The organism is Pseudomonas vranovensis (assembly GCF_040438935.1).
GTDB lineage: Bacteria > Pseudomonadota > Gammaproteobacteria > Pseudomonadales > Pseudomonadaceae > Aquipseudomonas > Aquipseudomonas vranovensis.
In genome coordinates this window covers 1,987,999-2,012,447 of sequence record NZ_CP159259.1, presented here as the reverse complement: position 1 = coordinate 2,012,447, position 24,449 = coordinate 1,987,999, and the positions used below count along the sequence as shown (strand labels likewise).

Here is a 24,449-nt window from a genome sequence, read left to right as displayed (position 1 = left end):
AAGGGGGTGTCAGAAATTTTGTGTTCGGGCATAACATGAGTAAGAGGTGCATGTATGCCAACCAAAAAGAAACCCCTGCGTGACCTACCAAAAATCCCCAAGGAGCTGCTCGAGCAGTTCGGTGAAGGGCTGATGACCGCAGAGGCTATCGAAGACGCTTCTGCGGCCTTCAAGAAGGCTTTGATTGAGCGAGCATTGAGTGCTGAGCTCGGTCACCACCTGGGGTATCCGCCGGGCGCGCAGCGCCCAGAGGATGAAACCAACCAGCGCAACGGCAAAACGGGCAAGACGGTTTTGACAGGGGATGGCCCGCTGCGGCTGGAGATTCCCCGTGATCGGGATGGCAGTTTTGCCCCCATTCTGATCCCCAAGCATGAGCGGCGTTACACCGGTTTTGATGACAAGATCATCGCCATGTATGCCCGAGGCATGACCGTTCGAGAAATCCGCGCTTTCCTCTCTGAGCAATACGGGACGGACGTTTCCCATGACTTCATCAGCTCAGTCACTGACGAGGTGATGGAGGAAATTGGTGCGTGGCAACAGCGACCGCTTGAGCCGATGTACCCAGTCATTTTCTTCGATGCGCTGCGGGTCAAGATCCGCGAAGAAGGCCTTGTCCGCAACAAGGCGATTTACTTAGCGCTGGGTGTTTTACCCGATGGAACGCGCGATATTCTTGGCATCTGGATCGAAAACACTGAGGGTGCGAAGTTTTGGATGAAGGTATTCAACGACCTCAAGACCCGCGGCGTAGAAGACGTGCTGATAGCCGTTACCGACGGTCTCAAAGGCATGCCAGAGGCGCTAAGTGCAGTGTTTCCGGCGACAACGCTGCAAACCTGCATCGTCCACTTGATCCGCAACAGCCTCGATTATGCGGCGTGGGATAAGCGCCGTGAGCTGGCCAAGGCGCTTAAACCGGTCTATCAGGCCATCACCGCAGAAGCGGCTGAGGAAGCACTGGGTGCCTTTGAAAATGGCCCTTGGGGAAAGCAGTACCCAGCGGTCGTGGCGGCCTGGAGACGAGCTTGGGATCGAGTGATCCCATTTTTTGTCTTCCCACCTGCCATTCGAAAAGTGATCTATACGACCAACGCTATCGAAAGCATCAACGCCCAGCTACGCAAGATCATCAAAACGCGAGGCCACTTCCCGACTGATGACGCAGCGACCAAGCTGATCTGGCTTGGGCTGCGCAACATTACGGCAAACTGGGGCTCGGCGGCGCATGATTGGAAAAATGCGATGAATCAATTTGCGATTCTGTACGGAGATCGATTTATCAGGCCGACCTGGTAAAAGCCTGGCCTGCCTGGCGGCAGGCCGTTATCGGCCCGCACACAAAAAAACTGACACTCTCCAGGAAAAAGATTTCCCTGTCGATGCGAGAGTGCTGCCCTGCTGAGCCGAGCCCGCTTGAGCAATCACCATTGCAGCACTCACCCTTCTAGCTTTCTGATCAACCCACCAAATTGCTGTGCTGGCTCCACATAGCGCAGTGCTGACTTCATATCGCTCCACCCTACGTACTCCATGAGCGTCTTGATATCCCAACCCGAACTCGCTGCCCAGGTCGCAAACCCACGCCGGATCGAATGGGCGCTGTAGATCTCGGAAGGCAACCCACACCTATCAAGGATGTCGCGAAGGAGAGGAATCAGACTGTGGGCCACAAGCGGCTTATCGCTGATGTTACCCCATCGATCAATGCCCCTGAACACACTACCGCGTGTAAGGCCGGCAGTTTCAATCCAGTTAAGGTAGGCCTCTACCGGACAAAGCTTGCTCAACGATGGGGTTTTGTACTCGCGCCCTATGTTCTGCCGATCTCCCTTGGTAGCTCCCAAGTAAAACCTGATTCCGACGTAGCGCTCGGCATGCGTGTTTTCGATCGTGAGCCTGGCCAACTCGTCTCCGCGGAATCCCCTCCAAAAGCCAATGGTGAGCAAGGCGATGTCACGGGTCGCCTTGAGAAGGGCGGCCATGTTGCCGACGGCTCTTGCCTGAGCAACCTCATCCTCCAGGTGTGCCACTGCTTTTTCGAGGTGCAGTAACGCCAGAGGAGCTGCTTGCTTCTGCTGCACGGGGTGTACCGCCCGGATGCCTTTCAGCAACTGCCTGACCTTGGGGGCTTTGGTAGGGTCTGGGAAGCCGTTGCTTTGGTGCCAGTTTGCGAGCGCAGCCAGGCGTTGCTTCAGCGTGCTCAGTGCCAGCTGGTCGGCGTACTCAGCGATGTAGCGGATTACTGACTCTGTGGTGGTGGGTAGGTATCCACCCCAGGCCACTTCGAAATGGGAGAGGGCGGCTGCATAGCTTTTCGACGTGTTCTGACGAACGCTCGCCTCTAGGTACCTGTCTGCCTTGCTCACCACTTCTACCACCCGATTTCCCCGTTTCGAGCCTGCAGTGGCTCGTTGACCAGCCGTACCACCATTCAGGCCATTTTACCCCTGCTCAAAGGCCTAACAAGCCATAACCCTCGATTATATCTTGCCAGTTGTCGGCAACTTACTAGCAAGGTTGGGGATTTTCGTATTATGTAATTGCATGACATGTGACATGACACGAAATAGTCTGGAGGGCGTATGGCGCGAGGCGGCGTTAACCTAGCGGTGGTGCAAAAGGCGCGGAACAGCCTGCTAATGCGCGGTGCGTATCCCAGCATCGATGCAGTGCGGGTGGAGATTGGAAATACGGGCTCAAAGACCACGATCGCTCGGTATCTAAAGCAGCTGGAATCTGTAGGATCAGAAGCGAACCCTCGTGAACGCATGAGCGGCGCGCTGCGCGGGGTCGTCGAAAGCTTGTTGGATCAAGTCCAGGAGGAGGGAAGCCAGGCCTTTCTTGAGGCACGTGCGGAGTTCGAGCACGAGCGCAAGCTATTGATCTCCCGAGCCGAGGCATTTGAGAGCGAGCTCGATGAACTCAAGCTCCGTTTCGACGCGCAAGGGCATATCTTGGCTACTCAAACTGAAGAGCTCAAAACCACTCAGTCCACACTGCAGACTGAGATCACGCGCAACGTCAGGCTCACCCAGAGCAACAGTGATTTCGAAGTCCGGATTCAAGAGAAGGATGGGCAGATCCAGTCTCTGGAGCAAAAGCATACGCATGCCCGGGAGGCCCTCGAACACTACCGTGCTTCGATCAAGGAACAGCGTGACCAGGATCTGAACCGCCACGAGTCCCAGGTCTACCAAATGCAGCAGGAGCTGACCGTCCTTCAGCAGACGCTCATGGTCAAGCAGGAGGAGATCACCCGATTGATCCGGGATAACGAGCGCTTCATTGCCGAAAATCGCCAGCATGCCAGGGAAGCCTCGCAACATCGTGGGGCTGTCGAAACCCTGCGGGGTGAGCTGAGCATTGCCAATGCTATTACTGCGCGTGCAGAAGGTGCGAAGGAACTGCTCGCTCAACAGTTGGAAGCAAAGAATAAAGAGGCTGGTGAGTCTCATTCGCAATTGTCAGCCGCGAAGCTAAGGGAGGTGGCTCTGGCACACAAACTCACCACCGCAGAGGCTGAGCTCATTGCTTTGCGCGAATCGAGTGAGGCGGATGGATCGCAGGCGTAATCCAGAGAACCTTGAACCCATTAGCACTTCGCGGAGCACATTTGTACTCCTTCTCAATTTGCAGCTCGCGATCCGAGCCAGGTAGTCCTCATGCGAACCAGCGCCTGCCATACCCTCTAACTTCAGGCTTACCAGTGTCTGTATAGCCGAAGCCAGCTCGCTCAAATCCCATGCAGCCACCTACACATAAGCGGCTGAAATCATAGGCGTGGAGAAGGGCGAAGTTCTATTCGTTGCCAACCATGCCTTCAATTGCTTTGGGCAAAAGCCGGCGGTATGCGCAGTGCCTTCATTGATCGCAACCTTCCATTCGGTGGCACCCGCACCAACGGGACATCTGAGTGAAGGACATGCAGTCCTTGGCAGATCTTATCGTTGGAGTAGGTGAAACGGAATACTTACTCGAATGCCCGGAAACCCTCGTCGCAGTACCACTCACTTCTGAGAAGCGCTTGGTACATGGCGGTGTCCCAAGCATTCACATGGACAGCCTTTTTTCCGGCCGCAATTACCCGAAGGTGATCTTGTACTCCGGCTAGGGCGGAGTCCGACCAGACCAGGTCGAGCGTGTCCTTAAGATTCGCGAGTTCGTTACTGGCCTCGATTGAGAACCTTGAAGCCAGTTTGTAGTCCCTGAAATGCGCTAGCACTCTGGTCTTATCGACCTGATCCCAATCCTCTGGGGGGCTCACGAAAAACTCGAGAACGGGCGGGGTTCCAGTAAGCACCCGCGCGTGTAGCCACTGGTCACTAACTATCCGCGGATGCTCCAAATACGGATGGAGGGTTTGTTGGTTTTGCGCAGTCGCAGTGGCTGCATTTTTGCCAGTATTGCAGTCCTTGCAGGCGGGTACGAGGTTCCACGGCAAGACGGACAGAATCGGGAATCTGGCTTTCGGCAGGTAGTGATCGAGAGTGCTCGCCTGGCCGAACCCACAGAATGGGCACTTTTTGCGCGGAGCTTTACCGAGTATGTCGGTGTACACCCGCCTAGCGGGTTTCGAGTCACCCACCATGTGAGAGGAGTAGGTAGCTTTCAGCTCCTTCTTGGTTACTTGGCCAACCACGATGTCGTCGTTATCGCAGTCGATAGCGGGGATCGTGAAGAGTTGATTGATAAGGCCTTTCTGCTGGTAGTCTACTGCAGCGGCAACCACCTCTGCTGTAATGGCTTGCAAGCGAGCTCTCAGATCCTCGTCAGCAATGCTGTTTACACAGAGGTCGTAGACCAGTTGCGGATCCTGAGCGGGGACGCTGATGGCTCTCATAGGTCAGACTCCCACTGCTTGTCACGTGCGATGGTCATGGATCTCAAGAGTGCCTGGCCTTCGGTGCCAATCTGACCTGCGTAATCCCCCCTAATCTGCTCATAGGAAGCACCCGTTCGAACGTCGGCGGCTAGGAGCTCATGGAAGCCCGATTTGCTCACCTCCAGACCAAAGACGTGTCGAGTCAAGACGCCAACATTCTCTGCAAACGTCTCGGCATCCGGGCGGTCGACAGTCGCTGTCTCGCCACTCCTGTTGATGATGGATACACAAGACTTGGGTACTTCCTGCAGAACTACAGGTGAGTGGGTGGCGATGATCGCTACAGCGTTTCGCGCCGTGAGCAAATCGGACAATGCCCGGGTGAAAGCAGAAAGCAGAGGAGGGTGCAGGTGGCTTTCTGGTTCATCAATCAACACCAGCGTTTTCTCGTCTACGGTTTCGACGAGCTGGGTAATGGTCAGCAGAACAATAGCGTGGCCAGAGCTCATCCCTTCGAGCATGGTAGTGCTGCGTCGGACGAACTCGGCCTTGGTTTCTGATCCATCGGCGTCAAAAACCTCAATCAGCTGGATGAGGTTCATTTCCTCGAAATTGAAATCAGATTCGAGCTTGTGAATAGCTTTGATCCACCGTGCTCTCTTTGCGCTTAGGCTAAGGCAGACTTTGAGACTATCGGCCAAATCAGTGCAGAGGTGGGGCTTGGTTTTCAACCCCCAAACATCCTCTCCCTCGGCGGCTAGCACCTTGTGCTTAAGGCCTACATATCGATATCTCATCCCCTGATTGGGGTCATCCTGGTTCGGCGGGGGATCAAATGGATCGAACGCGCTGAACGAAACCGACACCACACCTGCAAAGTCATCATTGGTCAGCGGTCGCCTGAAGCTCCACATGTTCTTGTTGAAAAAGCAGCCTTTGGCGTACACCTCCTCACTTGGCGTGACCAAGGAGTCAACCATGCCATTCAACAGGGTTGTCTTACCCACCCCGTTTCGGCCAATCAAGATGTGAACATTACTGGAGGGTTTGACATCTGGATCGACACTGAACTCGAGAGTCAGCGGTGCGATTCCGTCTGATCTTGCCTTTTCGTAAAAGAAGTCGTAAGGGGTCAATGGGGCGTCCCCGGTGAGGATCCTCTTGAATTGGTGGTCAATCGTTGTTGGGTTCACTGCCCGCAGCAGGGAAGTGCTAAACGCTAACTCTGAAGAGGAAGCCTCCCGACGCTCCTTGGAGAAAGCCACATCCCCTAACGCGTGGAGGATTGCATGAGCCTCCTCCAGCGAAAACAGCTCAAGTAGTTTCCGATAGTATTCGACGTCCTGCCCCAGGCTGAAAAATTTGGGTTCTAACGACGTGAATTCATCAGGCATCCCATGTTCAGTCCAGCCTTCAGATTGCCCTTGGTAAGCGATCTTCAAGTCACCAACTCTATGTTCGACCCCAGACCCATCAAAGATGATAAGGACAAATTTAGTTTTGTAGCCGTAGTCGTCCCAGTTATCTACATACAAAACCCCAGAGTTTCTTGCATCCTGCTGGAGCTTACCTCGGTGTTGAACCTTGATGAATTTCATGCTCATGACGTCCTTGCTCTGAGGGCACACGCGGTGTGTTTTTGGTGATGGCCATTTGGCTCCATGTTAACGGATCGATATGCTCTGAGGAACCTGATGGGAGTTAGTGGACTGGAGGAAGCAAAAACGCCGCCTGAAAGCGCGGCGCATAAGTTTACCTCCGAGGTTGAGCGGGCAACCGGGGGGCAGCACCAAGCCTGAAATTGCGTTTGATGCCGACTTGGCCAAGCAGGCCAACGCATAGGCTAGTTATGCCCTGTTCGAGATCGCCGCGAGGAAGTAGTGGGAAGCTGAGTTGCTGCAGAAGCTTTCCAATTTCGATGCCGATCTCGAAAAATGGGCGTCGGAATGAGAGTAGTGCTATCGTTATTCCTCTCTCAGCGACTCCAGTGTAAGGAGTCGAGCTGTGGTGACCGCGGCTTGGAGATCAAGATGGCTTGAGGCGAACGACTTCATGAGGAGCGGGCGAGGAAGGGCCCAATCCCATTTCTCTCGGATCATGTTTTCAACATTTTCCAAAATCGGCTCTACGTTCGAGATCTCCATTTGACCGACCACGCGCAACGCTCGCAATGTGTCCTCCGCGCCGAATGCAACTTCCAGGAATAGCCCGGTGTTTTCACACTGAATGCCCACATGCCTGAGCAACAAGGCCAGCGCATCGTTGGTGTAATCCCCTCGCCAGGTTGCCACATGGCTTACGCTGGCAGAGCCAATTATCGCCGCGTCACCCAACCCGAGAGCCCGGAAGTTACTCCGAGCCTCGTCTAGGAGAGCTTGAGCGTGTTTGTCCAGGAAGGGACAGGACGTGGTTTCCACCAACACGTTTCGCATTTCAAGCCTGACACGATCATCCACCTGGGCACCAAGCCCATCAAACTGAGGAGGCTCGCCGCCCCGAGCCGGCGTGACCACTATCACCTTCGCTTCAAGGTCGACATCCTGAACCTGCCAACGCCTTCCACCGAAGATGATGCGCTGTCCCTTGGTCAGGGGTTTGCTGACGGGCAGCGAGCCAAGTGGCTTCCCATCCCGGAGCAAACGAAACTCTTCATCGCTTGTGAAGGCGGTGTAGAACTCATAGTGGTTGATCAACCGCTCCCCGAGTTCGCCTGGTAGCAGAAGTCCTGAGCTGTCTTGGACGATCAATTCCTTCTCACCCATACCCTTGAGCAAAGCCAGGAAATCAGGCTTGGTTACGCTCGCAAAACTGCCGCTTGCTATGAGATTTCCCCATAATTGCGCCGCCGAGGCACCGCCGAGCTGAGCAATCGAAGACAAACACTGCTGCACCAGTGTCGAGGCGTGTAGGCCTCCCGATCGAGGCGGCTCAAACCATCCACTGATCAGCAAGCGGATCATAGCGACCGTTTGGACAAGGCCCTCACGTAATTGATCGGAGAGATCCGACTTAACTGTTAAAGGGCGCTCCCGGCAGTATGCCCTGAGCATCGCAGGCTCACCGGGTCGACGACCAGAGCGGCCAAGCCGTTGCCTGAGACTTGCCACAGAGGGTGGACAGCCGATCTGTGCGACCGTCCTGATACTACCGATGTCTATACCCAGTTCCAGTGTGGTAGTGCATACGGCAGAAGCTGGAGGATCTCCCGCTTTCAACGCCCGCTCGGCATCCTGGCGTAGCTCCTTGGATAAGCTACCGTGATGCGGCCAGAACTCGTTCGGTACACCATCGTTTTCGCATAGTGAGCGCAGACGGTCGGCAAACCATTCAACCTCTTGGCGTCTGTTGGGGAAGATCAGGTTGTTATGCCCCCTCAGCACCTTGTACAGGTGACCTGCGATAGCCACTTTGGTACCTGAGGTGTCTTCCTTCTCTGCGCCTTCATCTGTTGACGCATTCCCCGAGTGCTCCACCACCAGCTGCTGCATGGGCTGCTCAATGTAGCCACGCACCTGTACCTGGAGCTCTTGGCCAGAGGACTTTGACTCAATAACCGTGATGCCATCCGGGCACACTGGCCTCAGGAACTTGCGGGCCAGCGACATCTCCCCAAGCGTCGCCGAAAGCCCTACACGAGGCAGCGTTCTACCCACGACAATTTCAACCCGTTGCATGAGCGATTGCAGCTGCTTTCCACGCTCACTTCCGATGAAGGCATGAAGCTCATCGACGACGATGTAGCGAAGGTTCTGAAAAGCCCCAGCTAAGCTTGAGCCTCTGTTTACGAATAGAGCTTCTAGGGACTCCGGAGTGATCAGCAAGATGCCCTCAGGCGATTTCAAAAACCGTTGTTTCTTGCTTGCTGCCACATCGCCATGCCAAGCAACGACGGGCAGTTCGAGCCTCTCACATAACCGGCTAAGCCTGTCCCACTGGTCGTTGATCAGCGCCTTGAGCGGGCTGATATACAGCACCGCGCCTGCTGGCTCACTGTTGTTGAGCAGGTTGGTCAGGATCGGCAGGAATGCGGCCTCTGTTTTACCTGCGGCAGTGGACGCTGCAATGATCACATCGCGATCGGCGCCCACCAATGCCGGTACCGCCCACTCCTGCGCATCACGCAGAGACGTCCACCCCTGTGACCAGATCCATTGCTGAACCTCCGGGTGTAAACGCTCGAACGAAGAAGAGTCAGAGCTTGAAGCTGGCGAGCTCATCGTCGGCCTCAACTTCTAGATCTTGCTGCCCGGCCTCATCCTTGGTCAGCTCCACGGCCCCCAATAAGGTTCGCCAATCCGCGGTAGGGTTTTGCTCGATCACCGCGAGCAAGTTGATGAAAGCCGTAATGGTCGTGCGCGGCGTCCGGAAATATGCCTCGCCCAAGCGCTGATTGCAGTGCGCCATGAAAGCGGGGATGGCTTCATCCGGCAGCAAAAACTTCTCAGGCTCACCGTAGGCGTATACGTTGCGCAGCTTCTGCAAAAGCACGTAGAAGTCTTCAGGTGTCAGGCTGCTGAGTCGAATGACAGGCCCAGAAAGGTCGACCAGGCCAGACTTAGCAAAGCTGTTTTCAGCGAGGCGGGATTGCAGGGCAGGGTAGCTGTAGAGCCCCCGACGAGTGTCCATCAGAAACTCTGGTGTGCCGCCCAATACAAAACCCAGGCCTTCAGCGGAACCTTGCAACGAATCGTTGAGGATGCGCAGAATCTGTTCGTAATTGGCGTTACGGGCCTGGGTGTTTGCCAGTTTGTACAGGTTGACCAGTTCATCTAGGCATACCATCAAGCCGCCGAAACCAGCCAGGCGTACGAATCGTGACAGCAATTTCAGCTGGTCGTAGACAGAAGCATCATCGACGATCGTCCGCACGCCCAGCGCAGCGCGGGCGTCAGTCTTGGTGGAGAATTCCCCGCGTAGCCAACGAATGGCGTCAGCCTTGAGCTGCTCGTTACCTTCCTCGAAGCCGCGGCAGTAGGCGGCAATGACGTCGGCAAAATCATACCCATTGACCATCTCGGTGAGCTCTGCCAGGTACTCACGAATGACCGCCTCACTCTCGACACCTTTGGTCTTGGCTTCCGTCTTAGCCTGGGAGATGAACTTCTCAACGATACCCTGCAGAGCGCCGCCTTCTGGCTTGGTGCGGGTGGCCATGTTTTTAGCCAGCTCCGAGTAAAGCGAGCGCGCTTGGCCACCTGAAGCGTGAAGGCGGCGGTCTGGATTCAAATCGGCGTGCATGGTGACAAGCTTGCGCTCCATGGCGATGCCGCGCACCAGGTTTAGGAAGAAGGTTTTGCCCGCGCCGTACTCGCCAACGACAACGCGAAAAGCCGAGCCGCCATCCGCGAGACGATCCACATCTTTGAGCAGCGAATCGAGTTCACCCGCTCGACCTACCTGGATGAGATGCTGCCCAACACGGGGCACTACACCCGCACGCAGCGATTGAATGACCGCGTCGCGATCCTTAGCTCGTATCTTACTCATAGGGCTAGCTCATCCAGAATGTCGGGGTTGATTTCGATGGGATCATCACCTTCGGTCACGGGCATGTCGAACAGCTCAAACGCTGTGTCGTTGATCCGCTCCAAGGCGCCATCCAGCATCAGTTCCATATCACTGGCTGCGTCTTCCAGCTCGGCACGACTCCACTCAGGCCGTGACACCAGAAGCCGAAGGAACGCTGAATGCTCGACGTCCAAACCATGTACGGTAGCAAGCTGTTCGACGGTACTTTCTTCCTGCCGTTGGGGCGCCTCGGGCTCCAGGGCGCTAGGCGTCTCAGTCAGCGATTCTTCATTGAAGACACTGGCCAGGAGCGCCGACACTTCTGCCGTTTCTTGTTGCAAGCGAGCGACCTTGTCCATGTCCAGTGCAAAGCCAGAGCCAGTGCTTTCTGATGTCTGTGTCGCAGTGGCCAGCGCGGCATTCGCAGTCAGTGCCTCCACTCCATGGGAGGGACGAACAGCTGCACTGTGGAGGTCGCTGTAGACGAACTGCGGATCGAGGGCGAGCGACTTGTATACGCGCTCAAGGAGCTTAACTTCCTGTGGCGTCACCTCGCCATCCGCTTGTGCCAGGTGGGCCAGGAAGCTTGCAATTTTCCGCTTGGCCTCGATCGTCAGCGGCTCAAGCTTCTTCTTGAGGCTTGCCAATGTCGGCGGTTGCTTCAGTTGAATCTGGAGGTGCGCCTTCAAGCGTTTTCGATGCGCGACGCAGAGGTGATCCCATGAGTCAATGTGGCCGGACAGCAGACCCACCTCTTCTAGCGAGGTGTCACCGTCTACCGCAGCCACTGCACTGGCCAGGTCTAAAGTCACTGCTGCAGCGCTGTAAGCATCGGTCGACCGAAGAGTGCCTTCATCAGAGTCCGCTGCGAACAGTGCAATGGTGTCTTCTGCCTTGGGCGTACGGCTGCCAGAAAGCACATCGGGCTCTAATCCGATCCGCTTGCTTTCCAAGGCCCGGGCGAGTGCCACGACTTTGTCGCGGGAAAGCGCGCCGGCGGATTTGAAACGGCCTGCCAGCTCAGCGAAACTCATGCAGATAGTTTCGCCGCCGACGCGTTGTTCCAACTGTTCGAGTTCGGCTTTTGCTTCAGCAGGCCAGAGTTCTGTTGGCAACTGCAGGATGGCTTCCAGACTATCTCCAGCGTCTGGGTTGCGGCCCAGATATCGACTGTAAGCGTCTAGAACGGTGGTGCACTCTTCCACTATAACCTGCAGCTTGCTACGCGTTCCTGAGGTTGCCGCGACATCGGGGAGGTCGCCCACGGCTGCTGCCGGGATGTTCAATCCGGAAGAAGCAGGGCGATAGGCAATCTTCAGCTTGGTCTTGTTCTGAGGCAGCACAAGGCCATTGGGATACCGTTTTGCGAATTCGTTTTTGAAGAGTGCTGCGAATTGCTCAGGGCAACGGGTCACAGGTGTGCGCCTGGAAATGTTTGGCTCAGCGAGCGCCCAGGCTAATGCCCAGTGCGGGGGGAGTGGATACTTGTCCACGGCCATCTGGCCCAGCGCGACGCGCAGCGACATGGGCAGCTCGTACCCATCTGCGGCACTGGCGGTGGGTTCACTCATATAGCTTTGAGGTTGAACAGAACCCGCGTCGATATGGGCGAGAAAGCGGGTAGCGTAGCCGCGGAAAGAATGGTTGTCCCCGTAGAGACCAAGCAAGCGTTCGACCTCGGCCTTGATGGCAGGGATCTCTGCCTTCGCCTGAGGATCGCTCGGTGCATCGATCAGCGCGCGGCGTTCAAGCCCGTAAAAAAACAGGAACACGTATCCCGCATCCGCAGGCTGGCGGCGACCTCCCGCCAACCATTGCAGGTACGCTCGCCGCGCCTCAGGCGTGATGCTTCGGTAACTTGGCCAATAGGGCATCTGCCGCTCGGTAAGGCTCATGGGTGAGCGTGCGATTCGAAGCGTGGCATCAATCAGGGACGGTTCAGTCTGACCGAACTGGGTTGCCCGCTCGGTGATGTAGAGCATTCCACCCGGGATAGCCAATCCGGCCACGGTGATGGACTCACCTTCTGCAAGCCAGCGAACCCCCATGGGCTTTGCACTTGGCTTTGGAATGGCGTAGCTCTGACTATCGCTGGACGAACCGACTTGGACAGTATGGAAATCTCGCTCGCGGGTACCGGTGCCGAACTGGACGTTGAGACTGGGGGAGGTTGCCTGTCGAGATTCAGCGGCGATCTCCGCAACAATGTCATCCTCAGGCGCGTAGAGCTTTGCCTGGGTGGCGCGTCTGACGGCCCATACCAACGCACCTATGCCCAAGATAACTCCAAGGGCGATCCACGCTTGCTTTGGAACCTGCGCCAAAAGGGCAACAACGAATAACAAGGCGTACAGAGCGATCGGCCCGCCGCCGCTCCCTTTGCGCTTCCGTGGCATATGAGTATTCCGTACAGTTGGTAATGGCCAGATGACATTCTTACGGATTTTACGAGGCGGGCCAAGCGGAACAGACGAAGGGAGCGCTGGGCGAGATTACTTAAACGGATCCCCAACAGAGCCATCTGCTTACATGGCTATGTCAGGGCTGTGTTGCGGGAGGTGAAGGGATCGCGGCGCTGCTCTTGATACGCCCAATTTTCAGTGAGGCCATCATCTTGGTAGTGTCTCGCGATGGGTGATTAAACCCAAGAGTACACATGTACTCCTTCGCACCTCAGGCGCCTCAACTGGTCTATTGAGGCAGCTTTCGACAACGTCTCTTCTGCACTTCAAATAGCGTCTTCCAAAGCAGCGATCAGCGCCTCCAAAGCCTCAGCCAGGCGGGCGTCTTCACGGGCATCTCCGCTTTCGGGAACAAACTCTTGGCAGTGCCGTAGCAGTGCGTCTCGATCGTTACGATTCAGATCAAGTTGAATGTGCATGTCCGAAAATCCCTAGATGGTTGAACTGCAGCCCGACCCCTGGCGCTCAAGCACGCTTTGGTCGAATATTGCGCGCCGATTGGAAGCGAGGAGGACAGGGCATTGAAGGTTGAGCAGGAAGCGCAGGTGTGGTTGTACGCCGCTGAGCACTATCGTGATTCTCTCATGGCGATAGTGGGTGATGCAGTCGCCAGCTACCGCCGTAAACCGGGCCTGGACAGTTTGACTCGCATCTACAAGCAAGACGTTGGCGCCGTAGCGTTTGCAGTGCTTGAGCGCGTCCTGCCCAGCGCGGATTTGCCGCGCACCGACAGCAGCTACATCCCTGTCCGGGAACAGTTACGGTCACATCTGATTTATCAGGTGCTAAAACGCCTTGTAGAAGAGGAGGCCGTTCCAGTTGAGCTAAGGGACATCCTGTTTTCGATTGACCTTGGACTCTGACACTCGGCGATCTCAATCTCTGCTACTCGGCAAAGCACAGTTCAGCTTGAGATGACGGGTAAATAGCCTTGTGCCGGCGTGCCGACGAGGGCTTTGTTATGCAGATAGGAGTCGCTGATGAGACTACTAGGCCGCTGAGCGCGCCATTGGCCTCCAGATCTGCAACGTCAGCTTTCAACCGCTGTACCAGGGTATCAATCGGTTGACCGCTCTCCACACTCAACGTCAGTGTGAAAAGCGTCAAAGGGCTGAGCCCCATCGCATCACCTATCGCAGTCAGCTTCTCTACCGTAGGGCTTGATCGGCCGTGTTCCAGCTTCAGCATGTAGCCACGGCTGCTCGCTAAGGCCATATCCTTATGCGTCAACCCGCGGCTAATGCGCATCGCTTTCAATACAGTGGCGAAAGCTGCTTTCAGCGACATAGATGCTCCTGGCCAATGTCAGGCGAGAAAGGCCCGCAAACTATTTTCAGCGGAAGTACCCGACGTAGAGCATCTGACAGTACCACAGATACCTTCCCGCCAGTCTTAACGAAGAACCTGTTCAGGCCGGCATCGGGATAAGCCTGCAGCTTTCCCGGCGCGGAGTGCCCGTGACCATCGCGCATCGAAATCTAGTTGTTTTCACTAATTAACCAAATTTAATCAGTGACTTTCTCTGTATTTAAACTATTTTCCTGCATGCTCCCTTGAATTTTTTTTCGCGAGACGGAGTTCTATATTTGAGGACAAGAAAAAAGCGAGTGATGTGCAGCCGCAGGTGATCTGCAAGGTTCACACACGGTTTTGCCGGTTCGGTTTTTGCTTTTCACGGTTTCCAGATTTGGTCTCGGTTGCCAGGCTCGCATCTGCATTGCCCCGTAGGGGCTGAGGGGAAATCGTCTTCTTCGCAGCCTTTGGCTGCGCTTATGCTTTGAATACAAACAAACACGCCCAATTTAAAAAAAAATACATGAGCTGATTATTTTCCTGCCGTCATTTGACAGTGGTAACCCATTTTGCAGGGATGCCCCCATAGGGCTAGTATCGCCAATCAGGCCCGCGAAGACGTGGCGCAAGGAGGCGGTACCCATGGTCAGAATACGAAAGCTCGAGATCCGTCACTTTCGCGCTATTAAAGCCCTCGATTGGTCACCATCCCAAGGTGTCAACTGCCTGATTGGCCCAGGAGACAGCGGTAAATCGAGCATCCTGGATGCCATTGATTTCTGCCTCGGTGCTCGACGCAGCGTGTCGTTCAGCGACACCGACTTCTACAGCTTGAACGTCAATGTGCCCATCACGATCTCCGTCACGCTGGGATGCCTTCCTGAGACGATGATCAATCTGGAGGCCTATGGCGATTTCCTTCGGGGGTTCAATCTCCAGACAGCGGTGGTGGAAGACGAGCCAGGTGTCGGACTTGAAACGGTCGTGACCCTGAGACTGCAGGTCACTGGCGATCTCGAACCGACGTGGATGCTCTATTCAGACCGCGCGGCCCAAGTGGGTACCGAGAGAAGTCTGGCGTGGAAGGATCGCTCCCTGATTGCGCCGGCGCGGATCGGCAGCTTTGCCAACATGAATCTCTCATGGAGCCGCAACTCGATCCTCAACCGCTTGACCGAAGACAGGCCAGAGCTAAGTGGCGCCTTGGCGGGCGCAGCTAGGCAAGCCCGGGAGAACTTCGGCGCCCAGGCGTCCGCGCAACTTCGTCGTCCATTGGACATCGTCAATCAAACATCACGAGATCTTGGCGTTCCCGTGGGAGAGGGCGCACAGGCGCTGCTGGATGCCCACGCGGTTTCGATCGGTGACGGAGCTATTGCGCTGCACAACAGTGCGGGCATACCGCTTCGCTCTCTAGGCACAGGATCGTCACGTTTACTGGTGGCGGGCCTTCAGCGCATGGCAGCCGACGCTGCGACCATCGCCCTGGTGGATGAGGTTGAGTACGGACTGGAACCTCACCGTCTAGTGAGATTCTTGGACTCCATGGGCGCCAAGGATCCACAGCAACCACTTCAAGTCTTCATCACCACGCACTCCCCAGTCGCCCTGCGCGAACTCTCAGGTGACCAATTGTATGTCGTGCGCAACGTACTCGACCGGCATCTGGTATTGGCTGCTGGCACCAGCAACGACGTACAGAGCACCCTGCGCGCTGACCCTGAAGCCTTTCTGGCGAAGCAAGTTATCGTGTGTGAGGGGGCCAGCGAAGTAGGACTGATTCGAGGGCTCGATCAATTCTGGGGCTTCGCCAACAATGATTCTTTTTTGGCCAGGGGATGTGCTTATGTAAACGCTGGGGGCGGTACCACGGATAACGTTTACAACCGGGGTTCAGCATTACTTGGTCTCGGTTACCGCGTACTCCTTCTTGTCGATGCAGACAAACCGCCTACCCCGGAGGTCGCCCAAGCTTTCCTGGATCGGGGCGGACATGCCATGACATGGGGCCAGGGTCGTGCCTTGGAGGACGAATTGTTCGCCAGCCTGCCTGACTTGGCGATTGATGCGTTGATCGCGAAAGCGTTGGAAGTGAACGATCTCGAGCGTGTCGTTGGTCACATCCAGTCTAAATCCGATGGCCGATCAAGCCTACAGGCCATCCAGGAGCATCGTGCTGCCGGGAATGGGTATTCTGAGCAAACCCGTGTTTTGCTGGGGATCGCTTCGCGGATCCGCTCAAAGGGGTGGTACAAATCGGTGACGACTTACCAAGCGATTGCGAAGGACATTATTGGCCCGCATCTGCCGACAGCTCAGGGAGGCTTCCAGCGAATCATCAACGGAATCAGGGAGTGGGTAAATGCCGGCTGAAATCGATCTTCTCGCATTTCGGCGGGGTTCCGTGACGGCACCTGCGGGCTGCGGAAAAACCCAGTTGATCGCTGATACCTTGGCGGCTCACACCGATGCCAAGCCCATATTAATTCTGACCCACACGAACGCAGGTGTGGCGGCGCTACGCACCCGACTCCAACGTGCGCATATACCGACCTCAAAGTACCAGGTCGCTACCCTGGACGGCTTCGCCATGAGGTTGATCAGCAAATTTCCGGCACGCAGTGGGCACGACCCCGCAATTCTCCTGCTGGAAAACCGCGCACAGGACTACCCGGCCATTCGAAACGCCGCTGGGTTTCTATTGCAAGCCGGTCACATCGCACCCGTGATACGGGCGAGCTACTCACGCCTACTGGTCGATGAGTATCAGGATTGCAATCAGGCTCAGCACATCATCATCGCCTGGCTTGCCCAGAATGTTCCCACCTACGTCCTTGGTGACCCGATGCAGGCGATTTTCGGGTTTCGCGGAAATCCATTGGTGAATTGGCAAGCTGACGTCACCCCACATTTTCCCGCGATCGGAACCCTGGACACTCCTTGGCGCTGGCGCCGCGCCGATACCGAGCCATTTGGTCGATGGCTGCTCGAGCTACGCCGACCCTTGGCCGCAGGCGAAGGGGTGGATCTACGTACTGCACCACAGGAAGTTGAGTGGATTGCGATCCGACCTGAAACCGCTGAGGCCCAGCGGAGGAGTGCGGCCTTGGTTCGTATCAGGGACGGCGAGTCAGCCCTGATCATCGGAGATTCAACGAATCCAGCCAGCCGCTTTCGCCTGTCCAGTCAGACACCGGGTGCAACCGCGGTTGAGAATGTTGAGCTCAGCGAACTGATTAGCTTCGCCAGAACCTTTGACCCAGCTTGTGGCCAGGCGCTGAATGAGCTGGTGCATCTGGCCACGAACGTAATGACAGGGGTGGGAGCTGCCGCTCTCATGGGCCGAGTGGACATCATCCTGCGTGGTCGTAACCGCACGGAGCCGACCTCCATTGAACGGAGCGCAGTGGATTTCCATCAGGCACCAAGCCTTGCTGCCGCCGCGCATTTACTTGAAAGCTTTGGTGCCCAACCTGGAACGCATGTCTACAGGCCTGAGGTCTTCAGGGCGTGCTTGAGTGCCCTGCGGATGGCCGCGGCCGGCACCCATTCCCTAAGAGATGCGGCCTTGCAAGTTCGTGAGCGGAATCGGCTTTTAGGGCGGCCATTGTCTCGTCGGGCTGTTGGCAGCACACTACTGCTCAAAGGCTTGGAAGCGGATATCGCCGTGATTTTGAATCCTAGCCAGATGGATTCCAATAACCTCTATGTGGCGATGACCAGAGGAGCCAAGAAGCTGGTCATATGTTCCGAGAATCCCATACTTATGCCCCGTAGGTAGTCATAGGTCAGGAGAATCGCTGGGGCGCGTTTTGGCTCGTATTTTCTTCCTTTGGAGGCTCTAGAATGCGCCATTCAGATAGTATCATTTGAATTGCCTGTTCTCCGTCTCGTGCCATCCATGACCCAAGGAGGAGGATGACGACTTCTTTTCACCCAGCGTGGTGTAGGCCTAGTGGTTCATCCTCAAGTGGGTGGCAATGCCTTACTGGAGAGGGCTGGATCTGAACGATAGTGCCGAGGCAAGCTTCTCTACCGCAGCCATCCAGTATGAAACTGGCCTCGCAAAATGAGCAGGGCTCGGGGTAAATACATACGATTGCGGTCGTTGGCTGGTCGTATTTAAAGCAGGGACGATAGCCCCGAATCTTGGGAGGTGAACATCCCATGGCTGTGCAAAGTTAATTGATGACCAATTCAGGAAAATAGTGAAAAGAAAACACGAGCAATCCGTAATTGACGCTTTCTCCAAGTACATGGAGCAACGTGCGTTGGACTCTGGTCGACAGGTCACTCGCTGCTCTCTAGACGGGCAAGATACTGTTCTCGGTGCAGACTATTTGTTCACCAATCATACAAAAATACTTATGGTTGAATTCAAATACGAAAAATCGGATATTAAGCATGAAGTCCGTAAGTCGAGACGCCTTAAGCTCTGCCGAATACTGGATGTAGAAGAGGACTGGAGAAGCTTGAGCTTAGAGTGCCACTACGTGGGTTGGTCTGAAATGGAGGTGGTAAACTCAGCGAAGAGACGCGGGGTGAATTTTAACGCCTACTACTCCGAAGTTTGCAATCAGCACATCTTCGGTGAGGAGTCCGGGCTGGTGGAGGAGAATCCGAATCATGGCCCGATGCTCAAGCACAAGCATCTCGTTGAGGATTTCCTCTCAGGCAATCTCGGAACCGACTTTGTAACCTTTGAGCGCTACACCGACTGGCTGATGAGCCTGGAAGACGATGGTGAGTCTGGGATCGAGCTGATTGTTGACCACCCTGACGGGGGTGAGTTACTCATGATGGAGTTTTCCTCGGTTGGCGATTTGAAAAATTGGCTGGACTCTACAAGCTATGAGCCTCCAAAGCCTAAGTCTAAGCCCAAACCGGGCGGGTTTAGCGGGCCAGGAATGGGCTAAGCGGTCACGCATTCATCTACTCAGCAACCCGTAAGACTTGCGGCCCACGCCACCTTTCCGATGACACCGTCTTCGACCAAGGTATTAGCTGACAGCTCTAGCTCGGGCCTTGGCGCTCTAACCCGGGCGAGTTAGTCTCGAGCTTTTGCGTTGAGGCTGGAGATGCGAACGAAGCGAAGGATTACCCGGGCGTACTGTGTGGAGTTGGGCCAGGAGTTAACCATAGGCGGTGCACATCAGGCCTATTTCAACCAAAACCTGCCACGTAGCCGTTTTCTGTTCCAGTGCTCATCGCCGGAATGCAGGGCGCTCAAGGTGGTGCCAAAAATCACAGCCGTCAATTACTACATCCACCCGACCGAAAAAGCGCGCGTCAAATCTCCGCATTACAAAGACAACGAGCACTATGACCATCATGTGGACTGCGAGTGGATGCTGCCAGATGAGGACGAAGGTAGCGATGCGCCGTTGCCCGGAGAGACGGAAGTACAGACCCGCACACGCTTGGCAAAACGCCAACTCACTTCGGTAATCGATATCTTTGTTCCCCCGACACAGCCAGAGCAACCCGTGGTACGTCCACCTCGAGCAGCACCAGGCGACGAGGACGAGGCTGGAGCCAATCGTCGACGGGGCGGTGGCGGCGCAGAAGGCACCCGATCCGATCGGAAGCATCGAAGCGGTGACCTGCGTGAACTAGTGGATTACTACCACGACACACGCGAAGCCTTCAAAGACCTCTTTCCCGAGGTAACGATCAACGTGACAGGGCGTGGTGAGATACCGTTGCGTTCGTACTTCAAGAAGGTGGCTTGGGCCAGGCCTGACACTGCAGGATACGTCTACAACGGCGGTGGGCGGATTGAGCCGCGGGTAGGGGCCGGCTTCGTATTCAACTTCTATGACAAGGTTTCGGAAAAAGATGCCTCTCTCCAGGTCTCTGATGAGGTCATGACTCAGCACCGATCAAGGCGCTATGTGAATGAACTTCTCGATCAGGCACGGCTGGTAAGGTACTTAACGTTCTATTTCCTGGGCACCTTCACCTATCACGAGGCCAGCGACACCATGGTTGCAGAGGTAACTGACCTTCGCTGCCTGGCGATTGACTTGGGGCCGTTGAGGAGCTGAGCTTCAGTAAAGATAGCAGCTCCTAACCATTGGCAAGGCCGGCACCCGATGGGTAAGTGCTTAAATCAGCGAGAGGCCTTCGCCTAGACGTAGATAGGGTGTCGTGTAATGCATCCAAGGAGCAAATGATGCGTCAAGTAGTGTGTACCGATTGCCTTACCGAAACCTTCCTGCAGGATCATGCCTCGGAGAACGATATCAGCGAGTGTGACTACTGCGACCGAGAGCTCCCTGTCATGGACATGGAAGAGCTGGTAGAACTCTGCGAAACAGCAATCCATGCCTCGTACCGGGCTATCCAACAACCCGGCTCAGTGATTCATCACGGCTATCCTCCCGTCGGCGTCAGTTTGTATGATGTCCTGGAGCACATGCTAGGTGCCGATCAGGCCCTAATTTCTGATATCCATGACCGCCTGCTCGAGTCCTGGAGCTACTCGGAGAATGACGACGACCCCTATTTCGTCGAAGAGACTGAGGCCTCGTCGGAATTGACGGTAGGCTGGCGAAAAATGGAGCACAGTCTTCAGTTTGAATCCCGACTGGCAAATCCCTTAGTGGGGTCAATCCTGACCATGGTCTTCGACGGCATAGAAGATCTGCGCTCGATGGACGACCGTTCAGCCATTGTGATCGCAGGCCAAGGTTATCCAATCTCGTCATTCCAACGGGGTAGGGTGTTCCAGGATGAGCAGAGCATGGAGGAAGCGCTGACTCACCCTGAAAAGCATCTCGGCCCGGTACCAGGAGGCAAGGGATCTCCTGGCCGAATGAACGCCAAGGGAATTTCGGTTTTTTACGGCGCAACAGATGACCACACGGCAATTGCGGAGGTGCGCCCTCCGGTTGGCAGCATGGTAGTTACCGCGCGGTTCGACGTAATCCGGCCTCTGAGGCTTCTCAACCTGAACGACCTGGCTTCAATGCGTCCGCATCGGGGGTTGAGCTACTTCAATCCAATTCGCAGGAGCCTCACCGAACGCTGCGCGTTTCTGAAAGACTTACAGCGCCAGCTGACGATGCCAGTTATGCCGGACTCGGCGGAAAGCGGGTATCTGATCACGCAAGCTATTGCCGATTTCCTTGCAACCCATGAAAAGCTGAATCTCGACGGTATCTTATTTCCCTCTGTGCAGGTGCAACAGGATACGTCACTGGGGCAGAACGTCATTCTTTTCAACAAGGCCAGTGGGGTAGAAAGGCTCGAGGACACACAAAAGGCTGAGTATGTGAGTCTCTGGGAACCGGATGAAGATAGGTTGGTGTATTACCCAGAGTACTGGGAAGCGGAACCTAAAGACTCAGATCAATCCTCCCGGTACGTCCCTCTGGTACCTCCGCCGGAGCCAAGCCTACGTCTAGCTCGAGACGGCATTGTGATTCACAAAATCCAGGGAGTCCGCTTCAGCACCGAGATCGACCCAGTCCACTATGTTCCTTGGTCGCAGGACAGGAAATACCATGGGTTTCGATAGCGTGGCTGGTTCCTAACGAGAGCTCGGATCTTATAAGGGATCTCGGAACCCATCGGAGTTTAGCGGGCCAGTACCAGCCGTACCGTTCATCGGCAAAACCTATATATTGGGTTAGGCACATATTGAAAGCACTACATATTGGGCTAAATTGTGCTTGAGAGCCTACATCTGGTGTTTTGCCATGAACGAAGCCCATATCGAGAAAGCAGCGACCGATCTGCTCATGCAGATTTACCGTGATCGCCGTTACCTGTGGCCAGATCAAGATGTTCCGCCGATGATGATGCGCAGCCCCCGGATCGCTGCCATGGTCTGCGGCTACGACTACCATGAGCATCCCACCCTGGGAGACACCCATTTCAATCGGCACAACGCCGGTACTCGTATCGCGGGCCTGATTGACCGTCAATCGAACAAGATCGCCGTCGCGACTGAGTTTGGTGACAAAGTCCAGCTCTTCACCGGCGCGCATGAGATCGGCCATCTTGTGCTCCACGAAGACACTATCATGCACCGCGACCGCGCTTTTGACGGCAGTCATCTGCAAACACCACGTGCACCTGCAGAGAGACAAGCCGATCGCTTCGCCGCCTGCTTCCTAATGCCTCAGAAGCTGGTGAGAGAACGGTTCGAGTTCATGTTCTGTTGCAAGGGGCAATTGCGCTTCAGTGACGTGATTGCCTATCACCTCGACCCCAACAATCCGGATCGGCTTCTCTACTCCCCGAAAGAGTCGGGAGAACGTGAGCTGGCGCTGGCGCGATGCACCCGATTTAACAACCAGCACCTGGTGTCACTGGCCCAGCAATTCGGTGTCTCAGACTCGGCGATGGCCATCCGGCTCAAGGAGCTGGAGTTGGTGCGGTGGCCTTAGAGCGGGCAGGGAGTTCTGGCTATACCTGGAACGTGCAGTAGGCGGGAATTGTTGGGTCGCCCAGAGAGGCATCACTGTTCTGGGTAAATAAAAAAGGGGGCCTTCACAGGCCCCCTTTTTGCTCATGATGATTCACTTAGCTAACCAGTTCTCGACTTCGTCGGCACCATACTCGCTTTTCCAATCTTTCAATGTCTTGTGGTTACCACCCTTGGTTTCGACGCGCTCGCCTGTGTGAGGGTTCTTGTAGACCTTGAGCTGACGAGGCTTGCGGCTGGACTTTTCAGCCACAGCGGCTGGTGCACGTCGACTGGCAGATTGTGGGTCAAGAATGGCTACGATATTGCGCATGCTGTAGCCATACTCCGAGAGCAGGCTACGGAGCTTTTTTTCAAATTCGATTTCGCGCTTCAGGCCATCATCGTTTTTGAGGGTCTCGAGTTCGGCCAGCTGTGCAGCCAGTTTTTGCTCCAAAGCACGGAATTCGGCGAGTCTGGACATTTGATGCTCCTGTATATGGTGCCTCGAGTATAGGTGTGGGGCTACAGGCCATCAATGTGCGGATCGTGAAGAGGTAAGCTAGGGCCTAGCTCTTGCCTGGTGAACAAAGGGTTCGCAGGCGAAGATGGCGGTGAGCTATCATCCCAAACGCATTCGCCTTAAGGCCGGCCATGTAGTGGTCTAATGAAACCGGACACCCATTTAGGCGAGAATGCTCGCCAGATAGAGGTGTCTGATGACCAAACAACGTCGTTCCTTTTCCGCTGAATTCAAACGCGAGGCCGCAGGCCTCGTGCTCGATCAAGGCTATAGCCATATCGAAGCCAGCCGCTCACTTGGTGTGGTCGAGTCCGCATTGCGCCGCTGGGTTAATCAGCTTCAGCAGGAGCGCACCGGCGTTACTCCGCAGAGTAAAGCGCTGACGCCTGAGCAGCAGAAAATCCAGGAACTGGAAGCTCGAATCGCTCGCCTTGAGCGGGAGAAATCCATTTTAAAAAAGGCTACCGCGCTCTTGATGTCGGAAGAGCACGAGCGCACACGCTGATTGATCAGTTAAGTACCCAAGAGCCGGTCGATTGGCTTTGCGCAGTCTTTGATGTTACTCGTTCGTGTTACTACGCCCACCGCCTCAGGCGCCGAAGTCCCGACGTTGAGCGGCTTCGGTTGCGCAGTCGGGTCAACGAACTGTTTACGCAAAGTCGAAGCGCTGCCGGTAGCCGCAGTATCGTGTCGATGATGCAGGAAGACGGCGAGCAGATCGGGCGGTTCAAGGTGCGAGGCCTGATGCGGGAACTGGCGCTAGTCAGCAAACAACCTGGATCACATGCCTACAAACAAGCGACGGTCGAGCGGCCTGACATTCCGAATATCTTGAATCGAGAGTTTGATGTTCCGGCACCCAACCAGGTCTGGTGTGGCGACATCACCTACATCTGGGCTCAAGGGAAATGGCATTACCTGGCTGTGGTTATGGATCTTTACGCGCGCCGAGTGGTGGGCTGGGCGCTGTCGAACAAGCCGGATGCGGATCTGGTCATCAAGGCGTTGGACATGGCTTACGAGCAGCGTGGCAAGCCTCAAGGGCTTTTGTTTCACTCGGATCAGGGCTCGCAATATGGCAGCCGCCAGTTTCGCCAACGGCTCTGGCGTTACCGCATGCGCCAAAGCATGAGCCGTCGTGGGAACTGTTGGGACAATGCGCCGATGGAGCGTGTGTTTCGCAGCTTGAAAACTGAATGGATACCGACTGTGGGCTATATGACAGCTCAAGAGGCGAATCGCGACATCAGCCATTACCTGATGCATAGGTACAACTGGATTAGACCGCATCAGTTCAACAATGGACTGGCCCCGGCTCAGGCCGAGAAAAAACTTAACGTCGTGTCCGGGATTAGTTGACCACTACAAAGACACTCATCGATTCGCGTTTGGCTGAACGTAAAGCTAGATTTTTAGGTCGGC

At 55.6% G+C, this 24,449-nt stretch carries 19 protein-coding genes; 10 read left to right on the top strand and 9 right to left on the bottom strand.

Annotation, left to right across the window (positions count from 1 at the left end; all coding sequences use genetic code 11):
• Positions 1-54 precede the first annotated feature (54 nt).
• Entirely contained in the window at positions 55-1,302 is a 1,248-nt protein-coding gene (locus ABVN19_RS09345) for an IS256 family transposase (RefSeq protein ID WP_105642849.1), read from the top strand.
• Between the two features lie 140 nt (positions 1,303-1,442).
• On the opposite strand, the gene ABVN19_RS09340 is transcribed toward ABVN19_RS09345, so the two are convergent.
• The gene (locus ABVN19_RS09340) at positions 1,443-2,372 is read right to left on the bottom strand and encodes a tyrosine-type recombinase/integrase (RefSeq protein ID WP_146117311.1); all 930 of its coding nucleotides are present in this window, start codon (positions 2,370-2,372) and stop codon (positions 1,443-1,445) included.
• A gap of 216 nt (positions 2,373-2,588) precedes the next feature.
• Between ABVN19_RS09340 and ABVN19_RS09335 the strand changes: the two genes are divergently transcribed.
• Positions 2,589-3,578, top strand: a complete 990-nt coding sequence (locus ABVN19_RS09335) for a DNA-binding protein (protein WP_105641257.1) — start codon at positions 2,589-2,591, stop codon at positions 3,576-3,578.
• Between the two features lie 398 nt (positions 3,579-3,976).
• On the opposite strand, the gene ABVN19_RS09330 is transcribed toward ABVN19_RS09335, so the two are convergent.
• The 6 genes from ABVN19_RS09330 to ABVN19_RS09305 form a co-directional block, all read right to left on the bottom strand.
• Positions 3,977-4,846 (bottom strand): endonuclease, encoded by an 870-nt coding sequence (locus tag ABVN19_RS09330; RefSeq protein ID WP_105641258.1) that lies wholly within the window; start codon positions 4,844-4,846, stop codon positions 3,977-3,979.
• Entirely contained in the window at positions 4,843-6,426 is a 1,584-nt protein-coding gene (locus tag ABVN19_RS09325; RefSeq protein ID WP_105641259.1) for an AAA family ATPase, read from the bottom strand. Before ABVN19_RS09325 ends, ABVN19_RS09330 begins: the two co-directional genes overlap by 4 nt.
• 366 nt (positions 6,427-6,792) lie before the next feature.
• On the bottom strand, positions 6,793-8,976 hold the full coding sequence (locus tag ABVN19_RS09320; RefSeq protein ID WP_177431035.1) for a DEAD/DEAH box helicase: 2,184 nt from the start codon (positions 8,974-8,976) through the stop codon (positions 6,793-6,795).
• 43 nt (positions 8,977-9,019) lie between these two features.
• Positions 9,020-10,315 carry an ATP-binding protein gene (locus ABVN19_RS09315; RefSeq protein WP_017135672.1) on the bottom strand — a complete coding sequence of 432 codons (1,296 nt, stop codon included), beginning with the start codon at positions 10,313-10,315 and terminating at the stop codon, positions 9,020-9,022.
• Positions 10,312-12,732, bottom strand: coding sequence for a TerB N-terminal domain-containing protein (locus ABVN19_RS09310; protein WP_105641261.1), 2,421 nt, complete (start codon positions 12,730-12,732; stop codon positions 10,312-10,314). The genes ABVN19_RS09315 and ABVN19_RS09310 overlap by 4 nt, the downstream gene beginning before the upstream one ends.
• 332 nt (positions 12,733-13,064) lie before the next feature.
• Positions 13,065-13,217, bottom strand: a complete 153-nt coding sequence (locus ABVN19_RS09305) for a hypothetical protein (RefSeq protein ID WP_168216556.1) — start codon at positions 13,215-13,217, stop codon at positions 13,065-13,067.
• A 102-nt stretch (positions 13,218-13,319) separates the two neighbouring features.
• On the opposite strand from ABVN19_RS09305, the gene ABVN19_RS09300 reads away from it, so the two are divergent.
• Positions 13,320-13,661, top strand: a complete 342-nt coding sequence (locus ABVN19_RS09300) for a hypothetical protein (RefSeq protein WP_105641262.1) — start codon at positions 13,320-13,322, stop codon at positions 13,659-13,661.
• A gap of 22 nt (positions 13,662-13,683) precedes the next feature.
• Here ABVN19_RS09300 and ABVN19_RS09295 read toward each other — a convergent pair whose 3' ends face one another.
• Positions 13,684-14,085: a helix-turn-helix transcriptional regulator gene (locus ABVN19_RS09295; protein ID WP_105641263.1), complete on the bottom strand. Its 402-nt coding sequence runs from the start codon at positions 14,083-14,085 to the stop codon at positions 13,684-13,686.
• Between the two features lie 648 nt (positions 14,086-14,733).
• Here ABVN19_RS09295 and ABVN19_RS09290 point away from each other — a divergent pair.
• The 6 genes from ABVN19_RS09290 to ABVN19_RS09265 all read left to right on the top strand — a co-directional run bounded on the left by ABVN19_RS09290 (position 14,734) and on the right by ABVN19_RS09265 (position 22,487).
• Positions 14,734-16,464, top strand: a complete 1,731-nt coding sequence (locus ABVN19_RS09290) for an ATP-binding protein (protein ID WP_105641264.1) — start codon at positions 14,734-14,736, stop codon at positions 16,462-16,464.
• Positions 16,454-17,872 (top strand): UvrD-helicase domain-containing protein, encoded by a 1,419-nt coding sequence (locus tag ABVN19_RS09285; RefSeq protein WP_105641265.1) that lies wholly within the window; start codon positions 16,454-16,456, stop codon positions 17,870-17,872. Before ABVN19_RS09290 ends, ABVN19_RS09285 begins: the two co-directional genes overlap by 11 nt.
• A 427-nt stretch (positions 17,873-18,299) precedes the next feature.
• On the top strand, positions 18,300-19,007 hold the full coding sequence (locus ABVN19_RS09280; protein ID WP_105641266.1) for a hypothetical protein: 708 nt from the start codon (positions 18,300-18,302) through the stop codon (positions 19,005-19,007).
• A gap of 198 nt (positions 19,008-19,205) precedes the next feature.
• Positions 19,206-20,138, top strand: coding sequence for an ATPase (locus ABVN19_RS09275; protein ID WP_146117312.1), 933 nt, complete (start codon positions 19,206-19,208; stop codon positions 20,136-20,138).
• 128 nt (positions 20,139-20,266) lie between these two features.
• Complete coding sequence (locus tag ABVN19_RS09270) at positions 20,267-21,613, top strand: RES domain-containing protein (RefSeq protein WP_105641268.1); 1,347 nt, start codon at positions 20,267-20,269, stop codon at positions 21,611-21,613.
• 181 nt (positions 21,614-21,794) lie between these two features.
• Positions 21,795-22,487, top strand: a complete 693-nt coding sequence (locus ABVN19_RS09265) for an ImmA/IrrE family metallo-endopeptidase (protein WP_053256027.1) — start codon at positions 21,795-21,797, stop codon at positions 22,485-22,487.
• A 132-nt stretch (positions 22,488-22,619) separates the two neighbouring features.
• Here the strand turns inward: ABVN19_RS09265 and ABVN19_RS09260 are convergent, their stop codons facing one another.
• Entirely contained in the window at positions 22,620-22,988 is a 369-nt protein-coding gene (locus ABVN19_RS09260; protein WP_105641269.1) for a histone-like nucleoid-structuring protein, MvaT/MvaU family, read from the bottom strand.
• A gap of 235 nt (positions 22,989-23,223) precedes the next feature.
• Here ABVN19_RS09260 and ABVN19_RS09255 point away from each other — a divergent pair.
• Positions 23,224-24,386 (top strand): IS3 family transposase gene (locus ABVN19_RS09255; protein WP_105641270.1). Its coding sequence is split into 2 segments (ribosomal slippage): positions 23,224-23,479 and positions 23,479-24,386, totalling 1,164 coding nucleotides; the frame shifts between segments, so codons are not numbered across the junction.
• Positions 24,387-24,449: the final 63 nt, after the last annotated feature.

Excerpts from the sequence above, each read along its gene's own strand:
- ABVN19_RS09330 (WP_105641258.1), bottom strand. The coding sequence starts at position 4,846 with ATGAGAGCCATCAGCGTCCCCGCTCAGGATCCGCAACTGGTCTACGAC.
- ABVN19_RS09310 (WP_105641261.1), bottom strand. The coding sequence starts at position 12,732 with ATGCCACGGAAGCGCAAAGGGAGCGGCGGCGGGCCGATCGCTCTGTAC.
- ABVN19_RS09315 (WP_017135672.1), bottom strand. The coding sequence starts at position 10,315 with ATGAGTAAGATACGAGCTAAGGATCGCGACGCGGTCATTCAATCGCTG.
- ABVN19_RS09290 (WP_105641264.1), top strand. The coding sequence starts at position 14,734 with ATGGTCAGAATACGAAAGCTCGAGATCCGTCACTTTCGCGCTATTAAA.
- ABVN19_RS09285 (WP_105641265.1), top strand. The coding sequence starts at position 16,454 with ATGCCGGCTGAAATCGATCTTCTCGCATTTCGGCGGGGTTCCGTGACG.
- ABVN19_RS09295 (WP_105641263.1), bottom strand. The coding sequence starts at position 14,085 with ATGTCGCTGAAAGCAGCTTTCGCCACTGTATTGAAAGCGATGCGCATT.
- ABVN19_RS09270 (WP_105641268.1), top strand. The coding sequence starts at position 20,267 with ATGCGTCAAGTAGTGTGTACCGATTGCCTTACCGAAACCTTCCTGCAG.
- ABVN19_RS09335 (WP_105641257.1), top strand. The coding sequence starts at position 2,589 with ATGGCGCGAGGCGGCGTTAACCTAGCGGTGGTGCAAAAGGCGCGGAAC.
- ABVN19_RS09260 (WP_105641269.1), bottom strand. The coding sequence starts at position 22,988 with ATGTCCAGACTCGCCGAATTCCGTGCTTTGGAGCAAAAACTGGCTGCA.
- ABVN19_RS09265 (WP_053256027.1), top strand. The coding sequence starts at position 21,795 with ATGAACGAAGCCCATATCGAGAAAGCAGCGACCGATCTGCTCATGCAG.
- ABVN19_RS09325 (WP_105641259.1), bottom strand. The coding sequence starts at position 6,426 with ATGAAATTCATCAAGGTTCAACACCGAGGTAAGCTCCAGCAGGATGCA.
- ABVN19_RS09305 (WP_168216556.1), bottom strand. The coding sequence starts at position 13,217 with ATGCACATTCAACTTGATCTGAATCGTAACGATCGAGACGCACTGCTA.
- ABVN19_RS09345 (WP_105642849.1), top strand. The coding sequence starts at position 55 with ATGCCAACCAAAAAGAAACCCCTGCGTGACCTACCAAAAATCCCCAAG.